The following is a 17,865-nucleotide window of genomic DNA, read 5'->3' on the forward strand; positions in this document are numbered from 1 at the left end:
AGCCGGTTTCGCGCGCGATGCGAGTCAGGCGGTGCGAAAGCCGTGCGTGATCGGATAGCGGCGGTCGCGGCCGAAGTTGCGCGTCGACAGCTTGACCCCCGGCGGTGCCTGGCGCCGCTTATATTCGGCGATCGCCAGCAGCCGTTCGATGCGCGCCACCACGTCGCGGTCGAAGCCGTAGCGCGCGACCACATCGTCGACGCTCGCTTCCTCTTCGACCAGCATGTGGAGCATGCGATCGAGATCCTCATAGGGCGGCAGGCTGTCCTCGTCCTTCTGGTCGGGGCGGAGCTCGGCGCTGGGCGGCTTGGTGATGATGCGGTCGGGCATCACTGGCGTCACCGGATTGCGCGAAAGGCGCGGAACATTCGCGTTGCGCCAGCGCGACACCGCGAACACCGTGGTCTTGTAGGCATCCTTCAGCGGATTATAGCCGCCCGCCATGTCGCCATAGATGGTCGCATAGCCGACGCTCATCTCGCTCTTATTCCCCGTCGTCATCAGCATCGGGCCGAACTTGTTGCTGAGCGCCATCAGCGTGACGCCGCGGATGCGCGACTGGACATTCTCCTCGGTCGTATCAACCGCCGCGTCGGCAAAGCTGTCCGACAGTATGGTATCGAAGGCCTCGACCGCCGGGACGATCGAAATCGTGTCGAGCCGGCACCCGATCATGCCAGCGCAGCCCGCCGCATCGTCGAGGCTGTCCTGGCTGGTAAAGCGGCTCGGCAGCATCACGCACCACACCTTGTCGGGGCCGAGCGCGTCGGCGGCGATTGCGGCGCAGATCGCCGAATCTATGCCGCCGGACAGGCCCAGCACGACGCCGGGAAAGCGATTACGCTCGACATAGTCGCGCAGCGACAGCACCATCGCATCATATATGTCGGCTGGATGCGCGTCCCATTCGGCGATCGCGCCGGGCCCGCAGATCCAACCATCGGCTTCTTTCGTCCAACGGGTCACGCGCTCTTCGGCTTCCCAGTCGGTGAGGCGATGCGCCGCGCGCCCGTCGCCGTTCAGCACGAAGGAGCAGCCGTCGAACACCAGCTCGTCCTGTCCTCCGATGCGATTGAGGAAAATGAGCGGCAGTTTCGTTTCGGCGACACGCGCTGCGAACACTTGTGTCAGCCGGCGGTCGTCCTTGTCGATTTCATAAGGGCTGCCGTTGACCGAGATCAGCAGATCCGCGCCCTGCGCCGCCAGATGCGCGCAGACCGTGGGAAACCAGCCGTCCTCGCAGATCGGCAGTCCCAGCCGAACCCCGCGCCATTCGACGACATCGGGCAGCGGGCCGGGTGCGAAGACGCGCTTTTCATCGAAGGTGCCATAATTGGGCAATTCGTGCTTGCGCCGCGTCGCGACGATCCGGCCGCCGTCGAGCAGCGCGACGATATTGTAGAGGCGGCCGTCGCCGTCGCGCTCGACCGAACCCACCAGCATCGCCGGACCGCCATCGGCAGTGTCCGCCGCTAGCTCGGTCAGCAGGCGCGCGGCGCGATCGGCGAGCGCGGGCTTGAGCACCAGATCCTCGGGCGGATAACCGATCAATTGCAGTTCGGGATAGAGGATCAGGTCGGCGCCGCTGTGCCGACCGCGGACGGCGCGCATCGCAGCGACATTGGCAGCAAGGTCGCCGACGCTCTGCGTCATCTGCGACAGGACGATGGACAGCGTGGCGGCGGGGGCATCGGTCATGCTCCCGCCAATAGGCCACCGCGCTCCAAATTCAACCGAAAGCCAGCGTCCACAGCGTCCGGCCCGGCGCCATCGCAAAGAAGCCCGCCGCGATCAGACCGATATAGATGCCGCGCATCAGTTTGAGGTGACGGTCGATGTCGCCGATCCGGGCGAACCGGATCGCCCGCGGCAGCTGGACGAGCACGATCAGCGAAAAGATGTGGATAGGACTGATCGTCCCGGTGACGGTCCGGATCCAGAAACTGTCGATCGCGGTCACGACCATCATCGCGGCCCAGGCGCGCCCGCCGATCTTGTGCGCCAGATCGCCCTTGCGGCGGCGCCATAGCAGCCAGGCGCCAAGCGGCACCGCGGGGACGACAGTCGCAAGATGGAGCCAGATCGCCCACATCGGCGTACGATAGGTCGACGGCCCCATGAACGAACGCGCCAGCAGCGCCGCAACGATGCCGCCGAGAACGAGGAGCGCGGTCAGCCCGATGCGGTGCGACAATTTGACGGGACGACGCGCCGTGGCGGCGGGGGCGGCGATGCTGGTCATGGCAGCTTTTCCTTTCGAAGACCGATCTGTTCCGACGCTCTCGCCGGCGGCTGCCCTTTTCCTGGCCGCGCGCCGTTCACGGACAAGCGCGCCTTCGCCAAGGCGGCGGAATAGTTCGCAAATGCGCAGCTTTGCCCGTTGACGCTTCGTGAAATGGCACGCACAAGCAGGGCACTATGGCGAAACGGCTGACGATCGAACTGCTGGCGATGATCGCGCTCGGCCTGTTGATCGGGCTACTCGGGCCGTTCGGCACCTTCAACAATCCGCCGGCCATCCGGATGCTCAACTGGGTGATGTGGCTGCTCGTGGGCTACGCCTTCTATCGTCCGACCGGGGTTGTTGCGGGCTGGCTGTGCGACGCGACCGGTCTTCCGCCGCTTGGCGGGCGGCTCATCGCGCTGATCGTCGCCAGCGTTCCGGTGACGCTCGTCGTCACGATGATGGCGATGCAGATGAGATTCGGCGAGGCGCTGCGCTGGCCGGGCTTCTGGACGATGTATCTCTATATCAGCATCGTGTCGGCGGTGGTCGTGGGCGTAATGGGGCTGAGCTTCCGTCCGCGCGCCGACGATGGCCCGCCGCCCGCTCCCGAAACGCCGATCACAGCCCCGGCCGCAGCGCCGCCTGCAGCGCCACCGCCGAACCCCGTCCCACCGCAGCCCGATGCAGCGCTACCGCTGCCGCCCGGTTTCGGCGCCATACTCGCGCTGAAGGGCGAGGATCATTATGTCCGGGTAATCGGTACGCGATCGGAAGAACTTATCCTCATGCGGATGCGCGATGCGATCGCGCGGCTGGACGATGCCGACGGTCTGCGCATCCATCGCAGCTGGTGGGTCGCACGCGCCGCCGTCGCCGCCGTCCGCCGCGATGGTCGCACCGCGATGGTCACGCTGACAAGCGGCCATGAAGCGCCCGTTGCGCGCGACATGATGCCCGAACTGCGCGCCGCGGGGTGGATTTAGACGGGATTGCCCCTTTCCCTTCGCGCGCCCGCTGGCTAAGGGGCGCGCATCCATCCCCAATCGGCGACAAGGGGCCCCGCGCATGAAACTGATTTCCGGCAACAGCAATCTTCCCCTCGCCCGCGCCATCGCGGACTATCTGGAACTGCCGCTGACCGATACCAGCGTGCGCCGCTTCGCCGACGAGGAGGTTTTCGTCGAAATCCACGAAAATGTCCGCGGTCAGGACGTTTTCGTGGTTCAGCCGACCAACTTCCCGGCGAACGACAATCTGATGGAATTGCTGATCATCACCGACGCGCTGCGCCGCGCCTCGGCAAAGCGCATCACCGCGGTGATCCCCTATTTCGGTTATGCCCGCCAAGACCGCAAACCCGGCCCGCGCACGCCGATTTCGGCCAAGCTGGTCGCCAATCTCGTCACCACGGCAGGGGCCGACCGCGTGTTGGCAATCGACCTGCACGCCGGACAGATCCAGGGCTTCTTCGACATCCCGACCGACAATCTCTACGCCGCGCCGGTGATGAGCGCCGACATCCAGGCGCGCTTCGGCGACAAGAATCTTATGGTCGTGTCGCCCGACGTCGGCGGCGTCGTGCGCGCCCGCGCGCTGGCAAAGCGGCTCGACAACGCGCCGCTGGCGATCGTCGACAAGCGCCGCGAACGCGCCGGCGAATCCGAAGTGATGAACATCATCGGCGACGTCGAAGGGCGCTTCTGCGTCCTGATCGACGATATCGTCGATTCGGCGGGCACGCTGTGCAACGCCGCCGCCGCGCTGAAGGCCGCAGGGGCAGAAGGCGTCGTCGCTTATTGCACCCATGGGGTGCTGTCTGGCGGGGCGGTCGCGCGCGTCGATGCGAGCGAGCTGACTGAACTCGTCATCACCGATTCGATCCAGCCGACCGACGCCGTGAATGACAGCAGCAAGGTGCGCGCGCTGACCGTCGCGCCGCTGCTCGGCGAAGCGATCAAACGCATCGCCGACGAAAGCTCGGTCAGCAGCCTCTTCGACTGATCGCGTGTCGCTCGAAACCGACATTGCCCTTGCTCATCGCCTCGCCGATGCGGCGGGCGCCGCGATTCGTCCGCTTTTCCGTTCGGACTGGTCGCACGAAGCCAAGGCCGACGCGTCGCCCGTTACCGAGGCCGATCGCGCCGCCGAAGCTGCAATGCGCAAACTGCTGGACGCCGAAGCTCCGCGCGACGGGATCATCGGCGAGGAATATGGCGCCGAACGGGCGGACGCCGCGCGCCAGTGGGTGCTCGACCCGATCGACGGGACGGTCAGCTTCATGGCCGGCCGGCCGATCTTCGGCACGCTGATTGCCCTGTTGCAGGACGGCTGGCCTGTACTCGGTATCATCGACCAGCCGATTGCGGGCGAACGCTGGACCGGCGCGATGGGCGAGCCTTCGCTGTTCAACGGCCGCCCGGCCACGACGCGAACCTGCCGCAACCTTGCAGAGGCGGTGCTCGCAACGACGGGGCCGCAATATTTCAGCGACCATGACGGCGAGCATTTCATGGCGCTCGCGGCGCAGACCGCGCACAAGCGGATGGTGTTCGGCGGCGACTGCTACAATTACGGCCTTCTCGCCAGCGGGCATATCGATCTGGTGGTCGAGGCGGGGCTGAAACTTCACGATTATGCAGCGCTCGTTCCCATCGTCGAAGGCGCCGGCGGGACGATGTGCGACTGGAACGGTGACCCGCTCCACGCCGACAGCAGCGGGCATGTGATTGCCTTGGGGGATCCCGCGCGGCTCGAAGATGTTATCGAGGGACTGGCCTGCCACCATTAGAGCCGGGCTTGCGAAGGAGAGCGACATGGCATTCGATGGAAGCTGCCATTGCGGCGCGGTGACCTACACGATTGATGGCGACATTCCGACCACGGCGATGAGCTGCAATTGTTCGCACTGCCGCCGCAAGGGCTTTCTGCTCGCTTTCGTACCGATAGACCAGTTCCGCCTGACGAGCGGCGGAGACAGGTTGACGTCCTATAAATTCAACAAGCACAATATCGATCATCAATTCTGCGTGTCATGCGGCTGCCAAGGGTTTTCGGTCGGAACGGGCCCGGACCGGTCGAAGATGGCAGCGGTCAACCTGCGCTGCGTTCCGGATGCCGATCTCGATTCGCTGACAATCCAGAAAGTCGACGGCGCGAGCTTCTAGCGCTCGCAATGACGGTTTTGCGTGCCGCGCTTGCATTTCCGCGCGAATCCGTCTAGGCGCGCGCCTTCGCACGATAGTGAGCTGACCTGCCTGGCTGAAAGGGCTGCCAGGGCCGGTCGATATCGTCGCTAACCAAGGAGACGAAAATGCCCAAGCTGAAGACCAAGAGCGGTGTGAAGAAGCGCTTCAAATTCACCGCCTCGGGCAAGGTGAAGCACGGCGTTGCCGGCAAGCGCCACCGCCTGATTTCGCACAATAGCAAATATATCCGCACCAATCGCGGCACCAGCGTGCTCAGCGATGCCGATGCGGGCCATGTGCGCCTCTGGGCGCCCTACGGCCTGAAGTAAGGAGCGCCTGAACCATGTCCCGTATCAAACGCGGCACCACCACGCGCGCCAAGCACAACCGCATTCTGGCGCAGGCGAAGGGCTATTACGGCCGTCGCAAGAACACCATCCGCGTCGCCAAGCAGGCGGTCGAGAAGGCCGGCCAGTACGCCTATCGCGACCGCAAGGTGAAGAAGCGGAACTTCCGCGCCCTGTGGATCCAGCGCATCAACGCTGCGGTTCGCGCCGAAGGCCTGACCTATTCGCAGTTCATGCACGGCGTTAAGCTTGCCGGTATCGAACTCGACCGCAAGGTCATGGCCGATCTCGCGATGAACGAAGGCGGTGTCTTCACCGCCATCATCGCGCAGGCGAAGGCGGCGCTGCCCAAGGCCGCCTGAGGCCGCCGGCACCGACGAGACAAAGGGGCGGTCCCGCAAGGGGCCGCCCTTTTTCGTGCGCGGCTAACGGCGGGGTGAACAGGATTTCCAAAGAGAGACGGCGCGGAGCCCGCAAGCTCCGCGCCGTCTCGACGATGACCCGAATGGATGCATCGCCCCCCTCCCTCCGTACCGAATAGCCGTGGGTCGCAGATAAGCTGACGGCCGGTGGAAGTATCCCTGTGCAGCGAGATATGGCGCCGCATCACCGGGAAAAATTGTAAAAATCCGACAGGCGGACCGCCTAGCCTGTTGTTTTTTTTGCCTCGCTTTGCAGGGTGGCGCCATGCCGGGGACCAGGGCGAACCAGAAGCTGCCGCAAGATGTGCGCGTCGCCACGCGCTTTTTTCCCGTGTCAGAGGCCCTGCGCCCCTATTGCAGCATCATCTACCACATCGAGGTCGAAGCCCCGGCGAGCGTACGCATCGACGATTATCTGCACCCCGAATGGGCCAATCTGCGTTTTATCGCCGGAAGTGTACTGCTCGCGTCGGTCGGCAGCGATGCGCCGAGCGCCACCGCGCCCTTCATAGCGACAGGTCCGACAAGCCGCGCGACCTTCTTTTCGTGCGGCGCGATGCGGGCCTGGGGGATTGGCATTTTGCCTACAGGTTGGGCGAAATTCTTCGACATTCCGGCCGATTCGATGGCCGATCGCTTTTGCGACGGCGCGGCGCACCCCGCCTTCGCGGCGCTCGCCCCCCTGCTCGACGAACTTGCCGCTATTGAGGATCTTGAAGTTGGCGCGGCGCTGATCGACGGGCGCTTTGCCGCCATGCTTGCGAGCGCGCCGCGCGACGATCCCGCGATCGCCGCCGCCTATGCCGCGCTTATGGATGACGATCTTGGCAGTGTGGCCGATCTGGCGAACAAGCTGGGAATGTCCGAACGCTCGGTCGAGCGGCTCAGCCAGCGCGCCTTCGGCTTTTCGCCGAAGCTGCTGCTGCGCCGCCAGCGCTTCCTGCGCAGCCTTGCCCGCTTCATGCTCGACCCCTCGATGGCGTGGATCGATACGCTCGATTATCACTATTACGATCAGGCGCAGTTCACCCGCGACTTCAAGGCTTTCATGGGCATCGGCCCGCGCGACTATGCGGCGCGGCCCAAACCCATCCTCGGCGCCGCCGCGATGGCGCGCGCCGCCGCCGCAGGTGCGGCGGTTCAGGGACTGCACAAGCCCGCAGGCTGAACCGCCTGCCCCCGCGCTTCGGGGTTGACCCGCGCGCGTCCTTCGGTGCAAGCGGCGACGGGGCAATGGCAGGCTTTGCGCCGCCGCAGGCCGGACAGAAACAGGCTAAAGACGGTCGCGCGCGAACCGGTGCGCGGCCGCCGCAGGACGAAAAAGACGATGAGCGATTATCAGGCCATGCAGGCCAAGCTGGTGGCCGAGATCGACGCCGCCGCCGACCTTGACGCGGTTGAGGCGCTGCGCGTCGCGGCGCTTGGCAAGGCGGGCAGCGTGTCGGCCCTGCTCAAGACGCTGGGCGGCATGACCCCCGACGAACGCCAGACGCAGGGGCCGCAGATCCACGCGCTGCGCGAAGCCGTCACCAACGCGCTCGCCGCGCGCAAGGTCGCGCTCGAAGGCGCGGCGCTCGAGGCGAAGCTCGCTGCCGAGCGTCTCGACATGACGCTGCCTGCCGACGCCGCCCCCAAAGGCAGCGTCCATCCGGTTAGCCAGGTCATGGACGAAATCGCCGAAATATTCGCCGACATGGGCTTTGCGGTCGCGACGGGGCCCGAGATCGAGGACGACTGGCGCAATTTCACCGCACTCAACATCCCCGAAACGCACCCCGCGCGCGCGATGCATGACACCTTCTATTTCCCCGACAAGGATGCCGAAGGCCGCGCGATGCTGCTGCGCACCCACACCTCGCCGGTGCAGGTCCGCACGATGATGAGCCAGGAGCCGCCGATCCGCATCATCGCGCCCGGCCGCGTCTATCGCAGCGACAGCGACGCCACGCACACGCCGATGTTCCATCAGGTCGAAGGGCTGGTGATCGATCGCAATATCCATATGGGCCATCTCAAATGGACGCTCGAAACCTTCCTGAAGGCCTTTTTCGAACGCGACGACATCGTCCTGCGGCTGCGCCCCTCCTATTTTCCCTTCACCGAACCCTCGGCCGAGGTCGATGTCGGTTACCGCCAGGAAAAGGGGCGGCGGATCGTCGGCGGGCACGGCGATGACGACGGCCATGCGTGGATGGAATTGCTCGGCAGCGGCATGGTCAACCGCCGTGTCCTTGCCAATTGCGGCCTCGATCCCGACGCGTGGCAGGGTTTCGCCTTCGGCATCGGTATCGACCGGCTCGCAATGCTCAAATATGGCATGGACGATCTGCGCGCCTTCTTCGACGGCGACCTGCGCTGGCTATCGCACTACGGGTTCGGCGCGCTGAATGTACCGACTCTGAGCGGGGGGATTTCGGCATGAAGATCACCCTCGAATGGCTGAAGGCGCATCTCGAAACCGATGCGACCGTCGACGATGTCATCGCGGCGCTCAACCGCATCGGGCTCGAAGTCGAGGGCGTCGAGAATCCCGCCGAGAAGCTCACGGGCTTTCGCGTCGCCAAGGTGCTGACCGCCGAACGGCACCCCCAGGCCGACAAGCTGCAGGTGCTGACGGTCGATCCCGGCGACGGCGCCCCGCTCCAGGTCGTGTGCGGTGCACCCAACGCCCGCGCGGGACTGGTCGGTGTGCTCGGGCTGCCCGGCGCGGTGGTGCCGGCAAACGGCATGGAGCTCAAGATCTCGGCGATCCGCGGCGTCACGTCGAACGGCATGATGTGTTCGACGCGCGAACTCGAACTCGGCGACGATCATGACGGCATTATCGAATTGCCCGCAGACGCGCCGGTCGGCACCGCCTTCGCCGATTATTCGGGCGCAGCCGATCCGGTGATCGACATTTCGGTCACCCCCAACCGGCAGGATTGCATGGGCGTGCGCGGCATCGCGCGCGACCTCGCCGCCGCCGGGCTCGGCACGCTGAAGCCGCTCGACGTCCCCGTCATCGCGGGCGAAGACGCCCCGGCCACCGCGATCCGTACCGACGACACCGAAGGCTGCCCGGCCTTTTTCGGTCGCACGATCAGCGGCGTCGCCAATGGCGCCGCTCCTGAATGGATGCGGCGGCGGCTCGAAGCGGTGGGGCAGCGTTCGATTTCGGCGCTGGTCGACATCACCAACTACGTGATGCTCGACCTCGGCCGGCCGAGCCATGTTTACGATCGCGCAACGCTGAACGGCGCGCTCGTTGCGCGCCGCGCGCGCGATGGCGAAACGGTGACAGCGCTCAACGGCAAGGACTATGTGCTGACCGACAGCATGACCGTGATCGGCGACGACAGCGGCGTCCACGACATCGCCGGTATCATGGGCGGCGAGCATAGCGGGTGCAGCGAAACGACGACCGACGTGTTGCTCGAGGTCGCTTATTTCACGCCCGAGCGGATCGCGCTGACCGGGCAGGCGCTCGGCCTCACCAGCGATGCGCGCAGCCGGTTCGAACGCGGCGTCGATCCCGCATTCCTCGACGATGCGACCGCGATCATCACCGGATATATCCTCGATATCTGTGGTGGCACGGCCTCGAGGGTAACGCGCGCGGGCGAGCCGCCGATCGAGGCGAAGACGATCGCCTATGATCCCGCGCTGTCGGCGACGCTCGGCGGGATCGCGATCGACCCGGCGCGGCAGCGCGCGATCCTTGAGGCTCTGGGCTTCGGCGTCACCGAAGGCACGCCTTGGCAGATTGCGGTGCCGAGCTGGCGCCGCGACATGGATGCCGCGCCCGACGTGGTCGAGGAAGTGACGCGGATCGCGGGTTTCGACGCCATCGCATCGGTCGCCCTGCCCCGCGCCGACGGCGTCGCCCGGCCGACCGCAACCCCCGAGCAGCTGATCGAACGGCGCCTGCGCCGGGGCGCAGCGGCGGCGGGATTCCACGAGGCGGTGACCTGGTCCTTCGTCTCCGAACGCGAAGCGGCGCCCTTCGGCGGCGGCACCTGGACGCTCGCCAATCCGATCAGCGAGGATCTGAAGGTCATGCGGCCGTCGTTGCTGCCCGGGCTGCTTGCCGCCACGGCGCGCAATCAGAACCGCGGCGCCGACAGCATCCGTCTGTTCGAGATCGGGCGGCGCTATCTGGCCGATGCCGAGCATCCGACGCTCGCGCTGCTGATGGCCGGCGACAAGCATCCGCGCGGCTGGCAGGCGGGCAAGGCCGCGCCGTTCGACGCTTTCGACGCCAAGGCGGCTGCGCTCGCCCTGCTCGATGCGGCGGGTGCCCCTGCCGACCGTCTGCAGGTGATGGAGCCGGTCGCCGATGGTGCGATCTGGCATCCCGGGCAGTCGGCAACGCTACGACTGGGGCCGAAGGCGGTGCTCGCCGAATTCGGTGCGCTGCACCCCGCCCTCGCCAAGCATTTCGATGTCGACGGGCCGGTGATGGCGGTGCAGATTTTCCTAGATGCGATTCCGGCGAAGCGTGCGAACGGCCCGGCGCGTGCGGCCTTCACGCCGCCCGCGCTGCAATCGGTGCGCCGCGATTTCGCCTTCCTCGCGCCCGAAACGCTGGCCGCGGGCGATCTCGTCCGCGCGGTCAAGGGCGCCGACAAGGCGAGCATCATCGATGCGCGGCTGTTCGACCGTTTCGCCGGCCAGGGCGTCCCCGACGGACAGGTCAGCCTGGCGGTCGAGGTCGCGTTGCAACCGCAGGACAAGAGCTTCACCGACGCCGAGCTGAAGACGATCGCCGACAAGGTGGTCGCTGCCGCGGCAAAGCTGGGCGCGGTGCTGCGCGGATAGGCCGGCGACGGCAGAAGGGAAAAAGGATCATGGATACGCGCCACCTGGTCGATCGCGAGCTTCAGCCTCTCATCGACCTGTTCGGACGCGTCGACCTCGACGCCGCGCCGATCGCAGAGATTCGCGCCAAGGCGGCCGAAACCTATGCGATCCTGCCGCCGCCGGTCATCGCGCCCGAAGAGCTGCTTATCCCGTCGATCCATGGCGGGCCGGACATGCTGGCCTTCCTCTTCCGCCCGGCACAGGCGCGCGCCGGCGCGGGTGCGATCCTGCATATCCACGGCGGCGGCATGGTGATGGGATCGGTGCGGCAGATGCAGGCCGGACCGGCGGCGCTTGCCGCGGCCGCGGGCGTGCCGGTGCTCTCGGTCGAATATCGGCTCGCGCCCGAAAATCCCTTCCCGGCGCCGCAGGAGGATTGCCATTCGGCGCTCGTCTGGCTCGCCGCACAGGCCGATGCCCTTGGCTTCGATGCGCAGCGCATCGTCGTTGCAGGCGAAAGCGCGGGCGGCGGCCTCGCCGCGGCTCTGGCGATCATGGCGCGCGACCTCGGCGGGCCAGCGCTTGCCGGGCAATTGCTGACCTATCCGATGCTCGATCACCGGACGGGAGGCGACGCCTGCCCCTATCGCAATCCGGTCACGGGCGAATTCATCTGGACGCGCGCAAGCAATCGTTTCGGATGGAGCGCGCTGCGCGGCGCCTACGCGGCCGACGACGAGCGGCGCGGCTGGTTTTCACCGAGCCTCGCCGACGATCTTTCCGGCCTGCCGCCTGCCTATATCGCGACCGGCAGCCTCGACCTCTTCTTCGACGAAAATCTCGACTACGCCCAGCGTCTCGCTGCGGCGGGGGTGCCGGTCGAGCTGCACAGCTATGCCGGCGCCATCCACGCCTTCAACGCAATCCCGACCGCCGCCATCAGCCAGCGCTTCACCGCGGGGCTGCTCGCCGCCGCCGCCGCGATGACGGCGCCTCCGGCCGCAGGATGACCGGGCGGGTCGCCACCTGCCACTGCGGCTTGCTGCAGCTTCGATGCAGCGGCGATCCGATCAAGATTTCGATGTGCCATTGCCGCGATTGCCAGCGGCGAACCGGTTCGCTGTTCAGCGTCGCCGCCTTTTTCCCGCGCGAAGCGGTGACCGTCGCCGCCGGTTCGGCGCAGCGCTTCCGCCGGCCTTCGGCGAGCGGTCATGACGTGACCTTTCATTTCTGCGCCGATTGCGGATCGAACCTGTGGTGGGAACCCGACCGGATGCCGCACCTCTCCGGCGTCGCAGTCGGCGCCTTTGCCGACCCGGATTTTCCGATGCCCGAACAGGCCGTCTGGTGCGACGATCGCCATGCGTGGCTCGACCTGCCGCCAGCGGTTGCTGCGCACGCACGCAATCCGGTGAAACGCGCCTGAGGTCAGGCCGCCACCGCCTCCTCGCTGCGGCTCGCCGCGGCTTCGAGCAGGCGCTTTTCGAGCGACTTCACGCGCGCTGCGCTGTCGATCTTGTCGCCAATGAGATCGGTGACGTAAAAGGTGTCGACGGCACGCTCGCCATAGGTCGCGACATGCGCGCTGTGCACCGTGACCTTCGACTGGAAGAGCGCATAGGCGAGCTGGTTCAATAGCGCCGGGCGGTCCTGCGCATTGACCTCGATCACCGTAAACCGGTTGGAAGCCTTGTTGTCGATGAAGACATTGGGCGCGATACGAAAGGCTTCGGCGCGGGTCCGCGGCAGCGCCCGCGCCTCGAGCTTGGGCAGCAATTTATGCCGGTTGGCGAGCGCGTCCTCGATCGCGCGGGTCAGCCGGACGATCTGTTCGGCCTCGGCAAAGGGGCGGCCGAGCGGATCCTGGACCAGGAAATTGTCGAGCGCCAGCCCGTCGCGCGTCGTGTGGATGCGCGCATCGATGATGTTGCCGCCCGCAAGGTGGATACCGCCCGCGATGCGATAGAACAGACCCGGATGGTCGGCAGCGAGCACCATCACCAGCGTCGCGCCGCGATCGTCGTCGGGCACTGCCGCGATATGGAGCGGCGCTCCCGACGACTTCTGGATATGGATCAAATTGGCCGCGATCACCTCGACCGGCTCGGCAATCCAGTAGCTTTCGGGCAGGCGCTTGGCGAGCTTCCCGAAATCCTTGTCGCCCATCTGGAGCAGCGCCTGCGCCTCCTCCTTCTTGGTGGCGATCCGTACCTCGCGGCCGCGCTGCTTGTGGCCAAGCCGCAGCACTTCCTCGGCGGCATCGTATAATTCGGTGAGCAATTGCCGCTTCCAGCTGTTCCAGACCCCCGGGCCCACCGCGCGAATATCGACAACCGTGAGGACGAGCAGAAGGCGAAGCCGCTCGGGGCTCTGTACGAGCTGCGCAAAGTCGAGGATCGTCTTGAAGTCGGCAAGGTCGCGCTTGAAGGCGGTCGCCGACATGAGCAGGTGGTGGCGGACAAGCCATGACACGGTCTCGGTTTCAGCCTCGTTCAGCCCGAGCCGCGGACAGACGCGCAGCGCCAGTTCGGCGCCCAGCACGCTATGGTCGCCGCCGCGTCCCTTCGCGATATCGTGGAGCAGTACCGCGACATAGATAACGCGCCGCGAGTGGATCTGGTCCATGATCGCGGTCGACAGCGGATGATCGTCCTTCAACCGATTCTGTTCGATGTCGGACAACAGGCCGATCGCGCGGATCGTATGCTCGTCGACCGTATAATGGTGATACATGTCGAACTGCATCTGCGCGACGACGCGGCCGAAGTCGGGAACGAAGCGGCCGAAGACCCCGGCCTCGTTCATCCAGCGCAGCACCGTTTCGGGGTCGCGCGGGCTGGTCAACACGTCGAGGAACAGCGCATTGGCGCGCGCGATCCGCCGCACCTTGCCGTCGATCATTTTCGCATCGTGGCGGGCCTGGCGCATCGCCTGCGGGTGGATCTCGAGCCCATATTTGTCGGCGAGCTGAAATATCTCGAGCAGGCGGACCGGATCTTTGCGGAAATAGTCGTCCGACGGCAGCGCAAGCCGGCCGCGATCGAGGACGAAGCCGTTGAGCCGGCCCGGCCGCCGCCGCAGCGTCGGCAGAAAGCGCCGCCCGCGCGCCGCGAGTTGCTCGTCGAGATGCGCGAGAAAGGTGCCCGTCAAATCGCCAACGCTCTTCGCGTGGAGAAAATAGAGCTGCATGAAGCGTTCGACCGGGCTTTTGCCCGGCCGGTCGGCAAACTGCATCCGCGCGGCGATCTCGCGCTGGAAATCGAAGGTCAGCCGGTCCTCGGCGCGTCCGGCGAGGATATGAAGGTGGCAGCGTACCGCGAGCAGGAAATTTTCGGCGCGCGAGAACTGCCGCAGTTCGCGCGCACTGAGCAGCCCCGCATCGACGAGCTCGGGCACGGTGCGAACGCGGTGGATGAACTTGCCGATCCAGAACAGGGTGTGCAGGTCGCGCAGCCCGCCCTTCCCTTCCTTCACATTGGGCTCGACGACATAGCGCGAATCGCCCATGCGCTTGTGCCGCTCGTCGCGCTCGGCGAGTTTTTCGGCGACGAAGGCGCGGGCATTGCCCGCCATCACCTCGGCATCGAAGCGCGCCGCCGCCTGATCGTAAAGCGCCCGCTCGCCCCAGATGAAGCGCGCCTCGAGCAGCGCGGTGCGGATCGTCAGATCGTCCTTCGCGGTGCGCACCATCTCATCGAGCGAACGCGACGAATGCCCCACCTTCAGGCCCAGGTCCCACAGCGTGTAGAGTTGTGCCTCAATGACCTGCTCGGTCCAGCTCGTCTGCTTGAACGGGGTAAGAAAGCCGATGTCGACGTCGCTGAACGGCGCCATTTCGGCGCGGCCATAGCCGCCGACCGCGATCACCGTAATCCGTTCGCCCGCCGACCGATTGCTTGCGGGATAGAGATAATCGACGGTGAAATCATAGGAAAGGCGAACGATCTGGTCGATCAGAAAGGCCGTCGCCTGCGCCGCGACGCGTCCCGAAGACGGGTGGTCGAGCAGGCGCCGGGCGATCTCTGCGCGGCCCTCTTCCAAGGCCTCCTTCAGCAACGCGACCATCGCGCCGCGGCGCTTGCCGGCATCGGCGGTCTCGGCGGCGATGGCATCGAGCCGGTCGGCGAGCAGGCGCCGGTCGATGATCGCGCGGCGGTGGGGAAGGTCGCTGAAAATGTCGCTCATCCTTCCTCCGCCACGATCTGCTTGAGCCGATAGAGCGCTTCGAGCGCGGCGCGCGGCGCGAGCGCGTCGGGGTCGATCCCGGCGAGCGCCTCGCGCAGCGCGTCCTTTGCCGCTGCGGGCGCTTCGGCGAGAGACGCTGCGAACAGCGGCAGATCGTCGAGCCCTGCCGCCAATCCGCCGGTTGCCTCACGTCCCGCTTCGAGCTTGGCGAGCACCGCCTCGGCGCGCCTCACAACGCCGGCGGGGACTCCGGCAAGCCGCGCGACCGCCAGACCGTAGCTCCGGTCGGCAGGCCCCTCGGACACCTCGTGCAGCAGGACGAGGTCGCCCTGCCATTCTCGCGCGCGAACATGGTGCAGCGAAAGCGCGTTCAGCGTTTCGGCAAGCCGCGTCAGCTCGTGATAATGGGTTGCGAACAGACAGCGGCACCGATTGACCTCGTGCACCGCCTCGACCACCGACCAGGCGAGTGCGAGCCCGTCATAGGTCGAGGTGCCGCGCCCGACCTCGTCGAGGATCACGAAGCTTTGCGGGGTCGCCTGCGCGAGGATCGCGGCGGTCTCGACCATCTCGACCATGAAGGTCGATCGCCCCCGCGCCAGATTGTCGCTCGCCCCCACGCGGCTGAACAGCCGATCGACCAGCCCGAGGGTTGCGGCGCCTGCCGGCACGAAGGCGCCCGCCTGCGCGAGCACGACAATCAAAGCGTTCTGGCGCAGGAAGGTCGATTTACCGCCCATATTGGGGCCGGTGACAAGCCATAGCCGGTCGGCTTCGGACAGCGATACATCATTGGGGACGAAATGCTCGCCGCTCTTCGCCAGCGCCGCCTCGACCACAGGATGTCGCCCGCCCGTCACGTCGAGGCACGGTTCGTCAGCGATGTCCGGCCGGCACCAATCGTGGCTCATGGCATGATCAGCGAGCGCCGCGGCGACGTCGATTCGCGCGAGCACGTCGCAGCTCGCGGCGATCGCTTCGCGGCGCTGGGTCGCGGCTTCGGTCAGCGCTTCGAGATGCGCGGCTTCGGCTGCCGCCGCATGCACTCCCGCCTGGGTCACGCGCGCCGCCGCTTCGTGCAGATCCGACGAGTTGAAGCGAACGACGCCCGCCAGCGTTTGCCGATGGGTGAAACCCGATTCAGGCGCCATCAGCGCATCGGCGTGCCGCGCAGGCACTTCGACATGATATCCGAGCACGCCATTGTGACGGATCTTGAGCGCCGCGATGCCCGTGCGTTCGCGATAGCCCGCCTCGAGCGCCGCAATCGCCTTGCGCCCGTCTCGCGCGGTTTCGCGCAGCGAATCGAGCGCGGCGTCATAGCCTTCGGCGATATAGCCGCCCTGCGCGGCATCAACCGGCGGGGTTTCGATCAGCGCGCGCGTCAGTTCATCGACCAGCGCGCCATGACCGTCGAGCCCCGGCAGCAGCCGCGCGAGCAGCGGCGGCAGATCGGCGCGCAGCGCAAGCCGTTCGCGCAGGAGGCGTGCACCGCCGAGCGCGTCGCGAAGCTGCGCCAGATCGCGCGGCCCGCCGCGCCCAGCGACGAGGCGGCCGAGCGCGCGTCCTGCATCGGGCAGCGCGCGCAAGGCGGCGCGCAGATCGCCGCGCCACAAGGCATCGCGCGCCAGCGCATCGACGAGATCGAGCCGGTCGAGAATCGCGCCCTTGTCGGTGAGCGGGCTTGCAAGGTCGTCGGCAAGCAGCCGCGCGCCCGCCGCGGTCACGGTACGGTCGATCGTGCCAAGCAGGCTGCCGTCGCGCGCGCCCGCCATGGTACGGACCAGCTCCAGACTCTCGCGCGTCGCCGCGTCGATCGCCATCCGGTCGCCCGCGGCGTGCCGCACGGGCGGCTGCAGAAAGACCGCCCCGCCGGTGCCGACATGGTCGAGATAGGCGGCGATCGCGCCCATGGCGGCGATTTCACCGCGCGAAAAATTGCCGAAGCCGTCGAGCGTCTGCACCCCGAACAACGTCTCGAGCCGTTTCTGCCCTGCGCCACTCGCGAACTCGGCGGCGGGGCGGCGAACGATCTGGCGCGCCGCCGAGGGCGGCTGTTCGTCCGCCGCTTCGCTGATCAGCAGTTCGGACGGGGCCAGCCGCGCCAGTTCGGCATCGACCGCTTCGCGCCGCACCGCGACGACCTCGAACCGCCCGGTTGAGATGTCGGCGGCGGCGATGGCGATCAGCCCTTCGCTGCCGACCTCGGCAAGCGCTGCAAGCCGGTTCGCGCTGCGCCCTTCGAGCAGCGCCTCTTCGGTCAGCGTGCCCGCCGTTACGAAGCGCACGATGTCGCGCGCGACCAGCGCCTTCGATCCGCCACGCGCCTTGGCCTCGGCGGGGGTTTCGACCTGTTCGGCGATCGCGACGCGATGGCCGGCGCGGATCAGGCGGGCGAGATAGGATTCGGCCGAATGGACGGGGACGCCGCACATCGGCACCGGTTCGCCGCCATGCTCGCCGCGCGCGGTCAGCGCGATGTCGAGCGTCGAGGCCGCTGCCTTGGCATCGTCAAAAAACAGTTCGAAGAAATCGCCCATGCGGTAGAAGAGCAGACAATCGCCGGCCTTTTCCTTGAGCGACCAATATTGCGCCATCATCGGCGTCGCGGCGGGAGGGGCCTTGCTGTTGCTGTTGGCGGGAGCGGGAACGGACATCCGCCCCTGCTTAGTGATTGGGGCTCGCATGGCAAGGCGCGCGCGCCAGAAACACGGGGT

At 66.7% G+C, this 17,865-nt stretch carries 15 protein-coding genes; 11 read left to right on the plus strand and 4 right to left on the minus strand.

What is annotated here, in order from left to right; all coding sequences use genetic code 11:
• Nucleotides 1-24: 24 nt before the first annotated feature.
• Both L0963_RS15215 and L0963_RS15220 read right to left on the minus strand, forming a co-directional pair.
• A complete protein-coding gene (locus tag L0963_RS15215; RefSeq protein WP_234180439.1) occupies nucleotides 25-1,698 on the minus strand; it encodes an NAD+ synthase in 1,674 nt (557 codons plus the stop codon).
• A gap of 31 nt (nucleotides 1,699-1,729) precedes the next feature.
• The gene (locus L0963_RS15220; protein WP_234180442.1) at nucleotides 1,730-2,242 is read right to left on the minus strand and encodes a DUF2306 domain-containing protein; all 513 of its coding nucleotides are present in this window, start codon (nucleotides 2,240-2,242) and stop codon (nucleotides 1,730-1,732) included.
• A gap of 176 nt (nucleotides 2,243-2,418) precedes the next feature.
• Here L0963_RS15220 and L0963_RS15225 point away from each other — a divergent pair, with 176 nt between their 5' ends.
• The 11 genes from L0963_RS15225 to L0963_RS15275 all read left to right on the plus strand — a co-directional run bounded on the left by L0963_RS15225 (nucleotide 2,419) and on the right by L0963_RS15275 (nucleotide 12,389).
• Nucleotides 2,419-3,210: a LytTR family DNA-binding domain-containing protein gene (locus L0963_RS15225; protein WP_234180444.1), complete on the plus strand. Its 792-nt coding sequence runs from the start codon at nucleotides 2,419-2,421 to the stop codon at nucleotides 3,208-3,210.
• An 82-nt stretch (nucleotides 3,211-3,292) separates the two neighbouring features.
• A complete protein-coding gene (locus tag L0963_RS15230; RefSeq protein WP_003042312.1) occupies nucleotides 3,293-4,228 on the plus strand; it encodes a ribose-phosphate pyrophosphokinase in 936 nt (311 codons plus the stop codon).
• A gap of 4 nt (nucleotides 4,229-4,232) precedes the next feature.
• Nucleotides 4,233-5,015 (plus strand): histidinol-phosphatase, encoded by a 783-nt coding sequence (gene hisN, locus L0963_RS15235; RefSeq protein ID WP_186401449.1) that lies wholly within the window; start codon nucleotides 4,233-4,235, stop codon nucleotides 5,013-5,015.
• A gap of 25 nt (nucleotides 5,016-5,040) precedes the next feature.
• A complete protein-coding gene (locus tag L0963_RS15240; protein WP_234180446.1) occupies nucleotides 5,041-5,391 on the plus strand; it encodes a GFA family protein in 351 nt (116 codons plus the stop codon).
• 146 nt (nucleotides 5,392-5,537) lie between these two features.
• Complete coding sequence (rpmI, locus tag L0963_RS15245) at nucleotides 5,538-5,741, plus strand: 50S ribosomal protein L35 (protein WP_003042306.1); 204 nt, start codon at nucleotides 5,538-5,540, stop codon at nucleotides 5,739-5,741.
• Between the two features lie 14 nt (nucleotides 5,742-5,755).
• The gene (rplT, locus tag L0963_RS15250) at nucleotides 5,756-6,121 is read left to right on the plus strand and encodes a 50S ribosomal protein L20 (RefSeq protein ID WP_062901371.1); all 366 of its coding nucleotides are present in this window, start codon (nucleotides 5,756-5,758) and stop codon (nucleotides 6,119-6,121) included.
• 325 nt (nucleotides 6,122-6,446) lie between these two features.
• On the plus strand, nucleotides 6,447-7,349 hold the full coding sequence (locus L0963_RS15255; RefSeq protein WP_217372907.1) for a helix-turn-helix domain-containing protein: 903 nt from the start codon (nucleotides 6,447-6,449) through the stop codon (nucleotides 7,347-7,349).
• 159 nt (nucleotides 7,350-7,508) lie between these two features.
• Entirely contained in the window at nucleotides 7,509-8,603 is a 1,095-nt protein-coding gene (pheS, locus tag L0963_RS15260) for a phenylalanine--tRNA ligase subunit alpha (protein ID WP_062901372.1), read from the plus strand.
• Nucleotides 8,600-10,981 carry a phenylalanine--tRNA ligase subunit beta gene (gene pheT / locus L0963_RS15265; RefSeq protein ID WP_234180448.1) on the plus strand — a complete coding sequence of 794 codons (2,382 nt, stop codon included), beginning with the start codon at nucleotides 8,600-8,602 and terminating at the stop codon, nucleotides 10,979-10,981. Before pheS ends, pheT begins: the two co-directional genes overlap by 4 nt.
• A 29-nt stretch (nucleotides 10,982-11,010) precedes the next feature.
• Nucleotides 11,011-11,973: an alpha/beta hydrolase gene (locus L0963_RS15270; protein ID WP_186401453.1), complete on the plus strand. Its 963-nt coding sequence runs from the start codon at nucleotides 11,011-11,013 to the stop codon at nucleotides 11,971-11,973.
• Nucleotides 11,970-12,389 (plus strand): GFA family protein, encoded by a 420-nt coding sequence (locus L0963_RS15275; RefSeq protein WP_186401454.1) that lies wholly within the window; start codon nucleotides 11,970-11,972, stop codon nucleotides 12,387-12,389. The genes L0963_RS15270 and L0963_RS15275 overlap by 4 nt, the downstream gene beginning before the upstream one ends.
• Before the next feature lie 2 nt (nucleotides 12,390-12,391).
• Here L0963_RS15275 and L0963_RS15280 read toward each other — a convergent pair whose 3' ends face one another.
• Both L0963_RS15280 and mutS read right to left on the minus strand, forming a co-directional pair.
• Entirely contained in the window at nucleotides 12,392-15,148 is a 2,757-nt protein-coding gene (locus tag L0963_RS15280; RefSeq protein WP_217372904.1) for a [protein-PII] uridylyltransferase, read from the minus strand.
• The gene (gene mutS, locus L0963_RS15285; RefSeq protein WP_234180450.1) at nucleotides 15,145-17,805 is read right to left on the minus strand and encodes a DNA mismatch repair protein MutS; all 2,661 of its coding nucleotides are present in this window, start codon (nucleotides 17,803-17,805) and stop codon (nucleotides 15,145-15,147) included. The genes L0963_RS15280 and mutS overlap by 4 nt, the downstream gene beginning before the upstream one ends.
• Nucleotides 17,806-17,865: the final 60 nt, after the last annotated feature.

Origin of the sequence: Sphingopyxis sp. NFH-91 (genome assembly GCF_021401285.1) — a bacterium.
GTDB classification, from domain to species: Bacteria; Pseudomonadota; Alphaproteobacteria; order Sphingomonadales; family Sphingomonadaceae; genus Sphingopyxis; species Sphingopyxis terrae_A.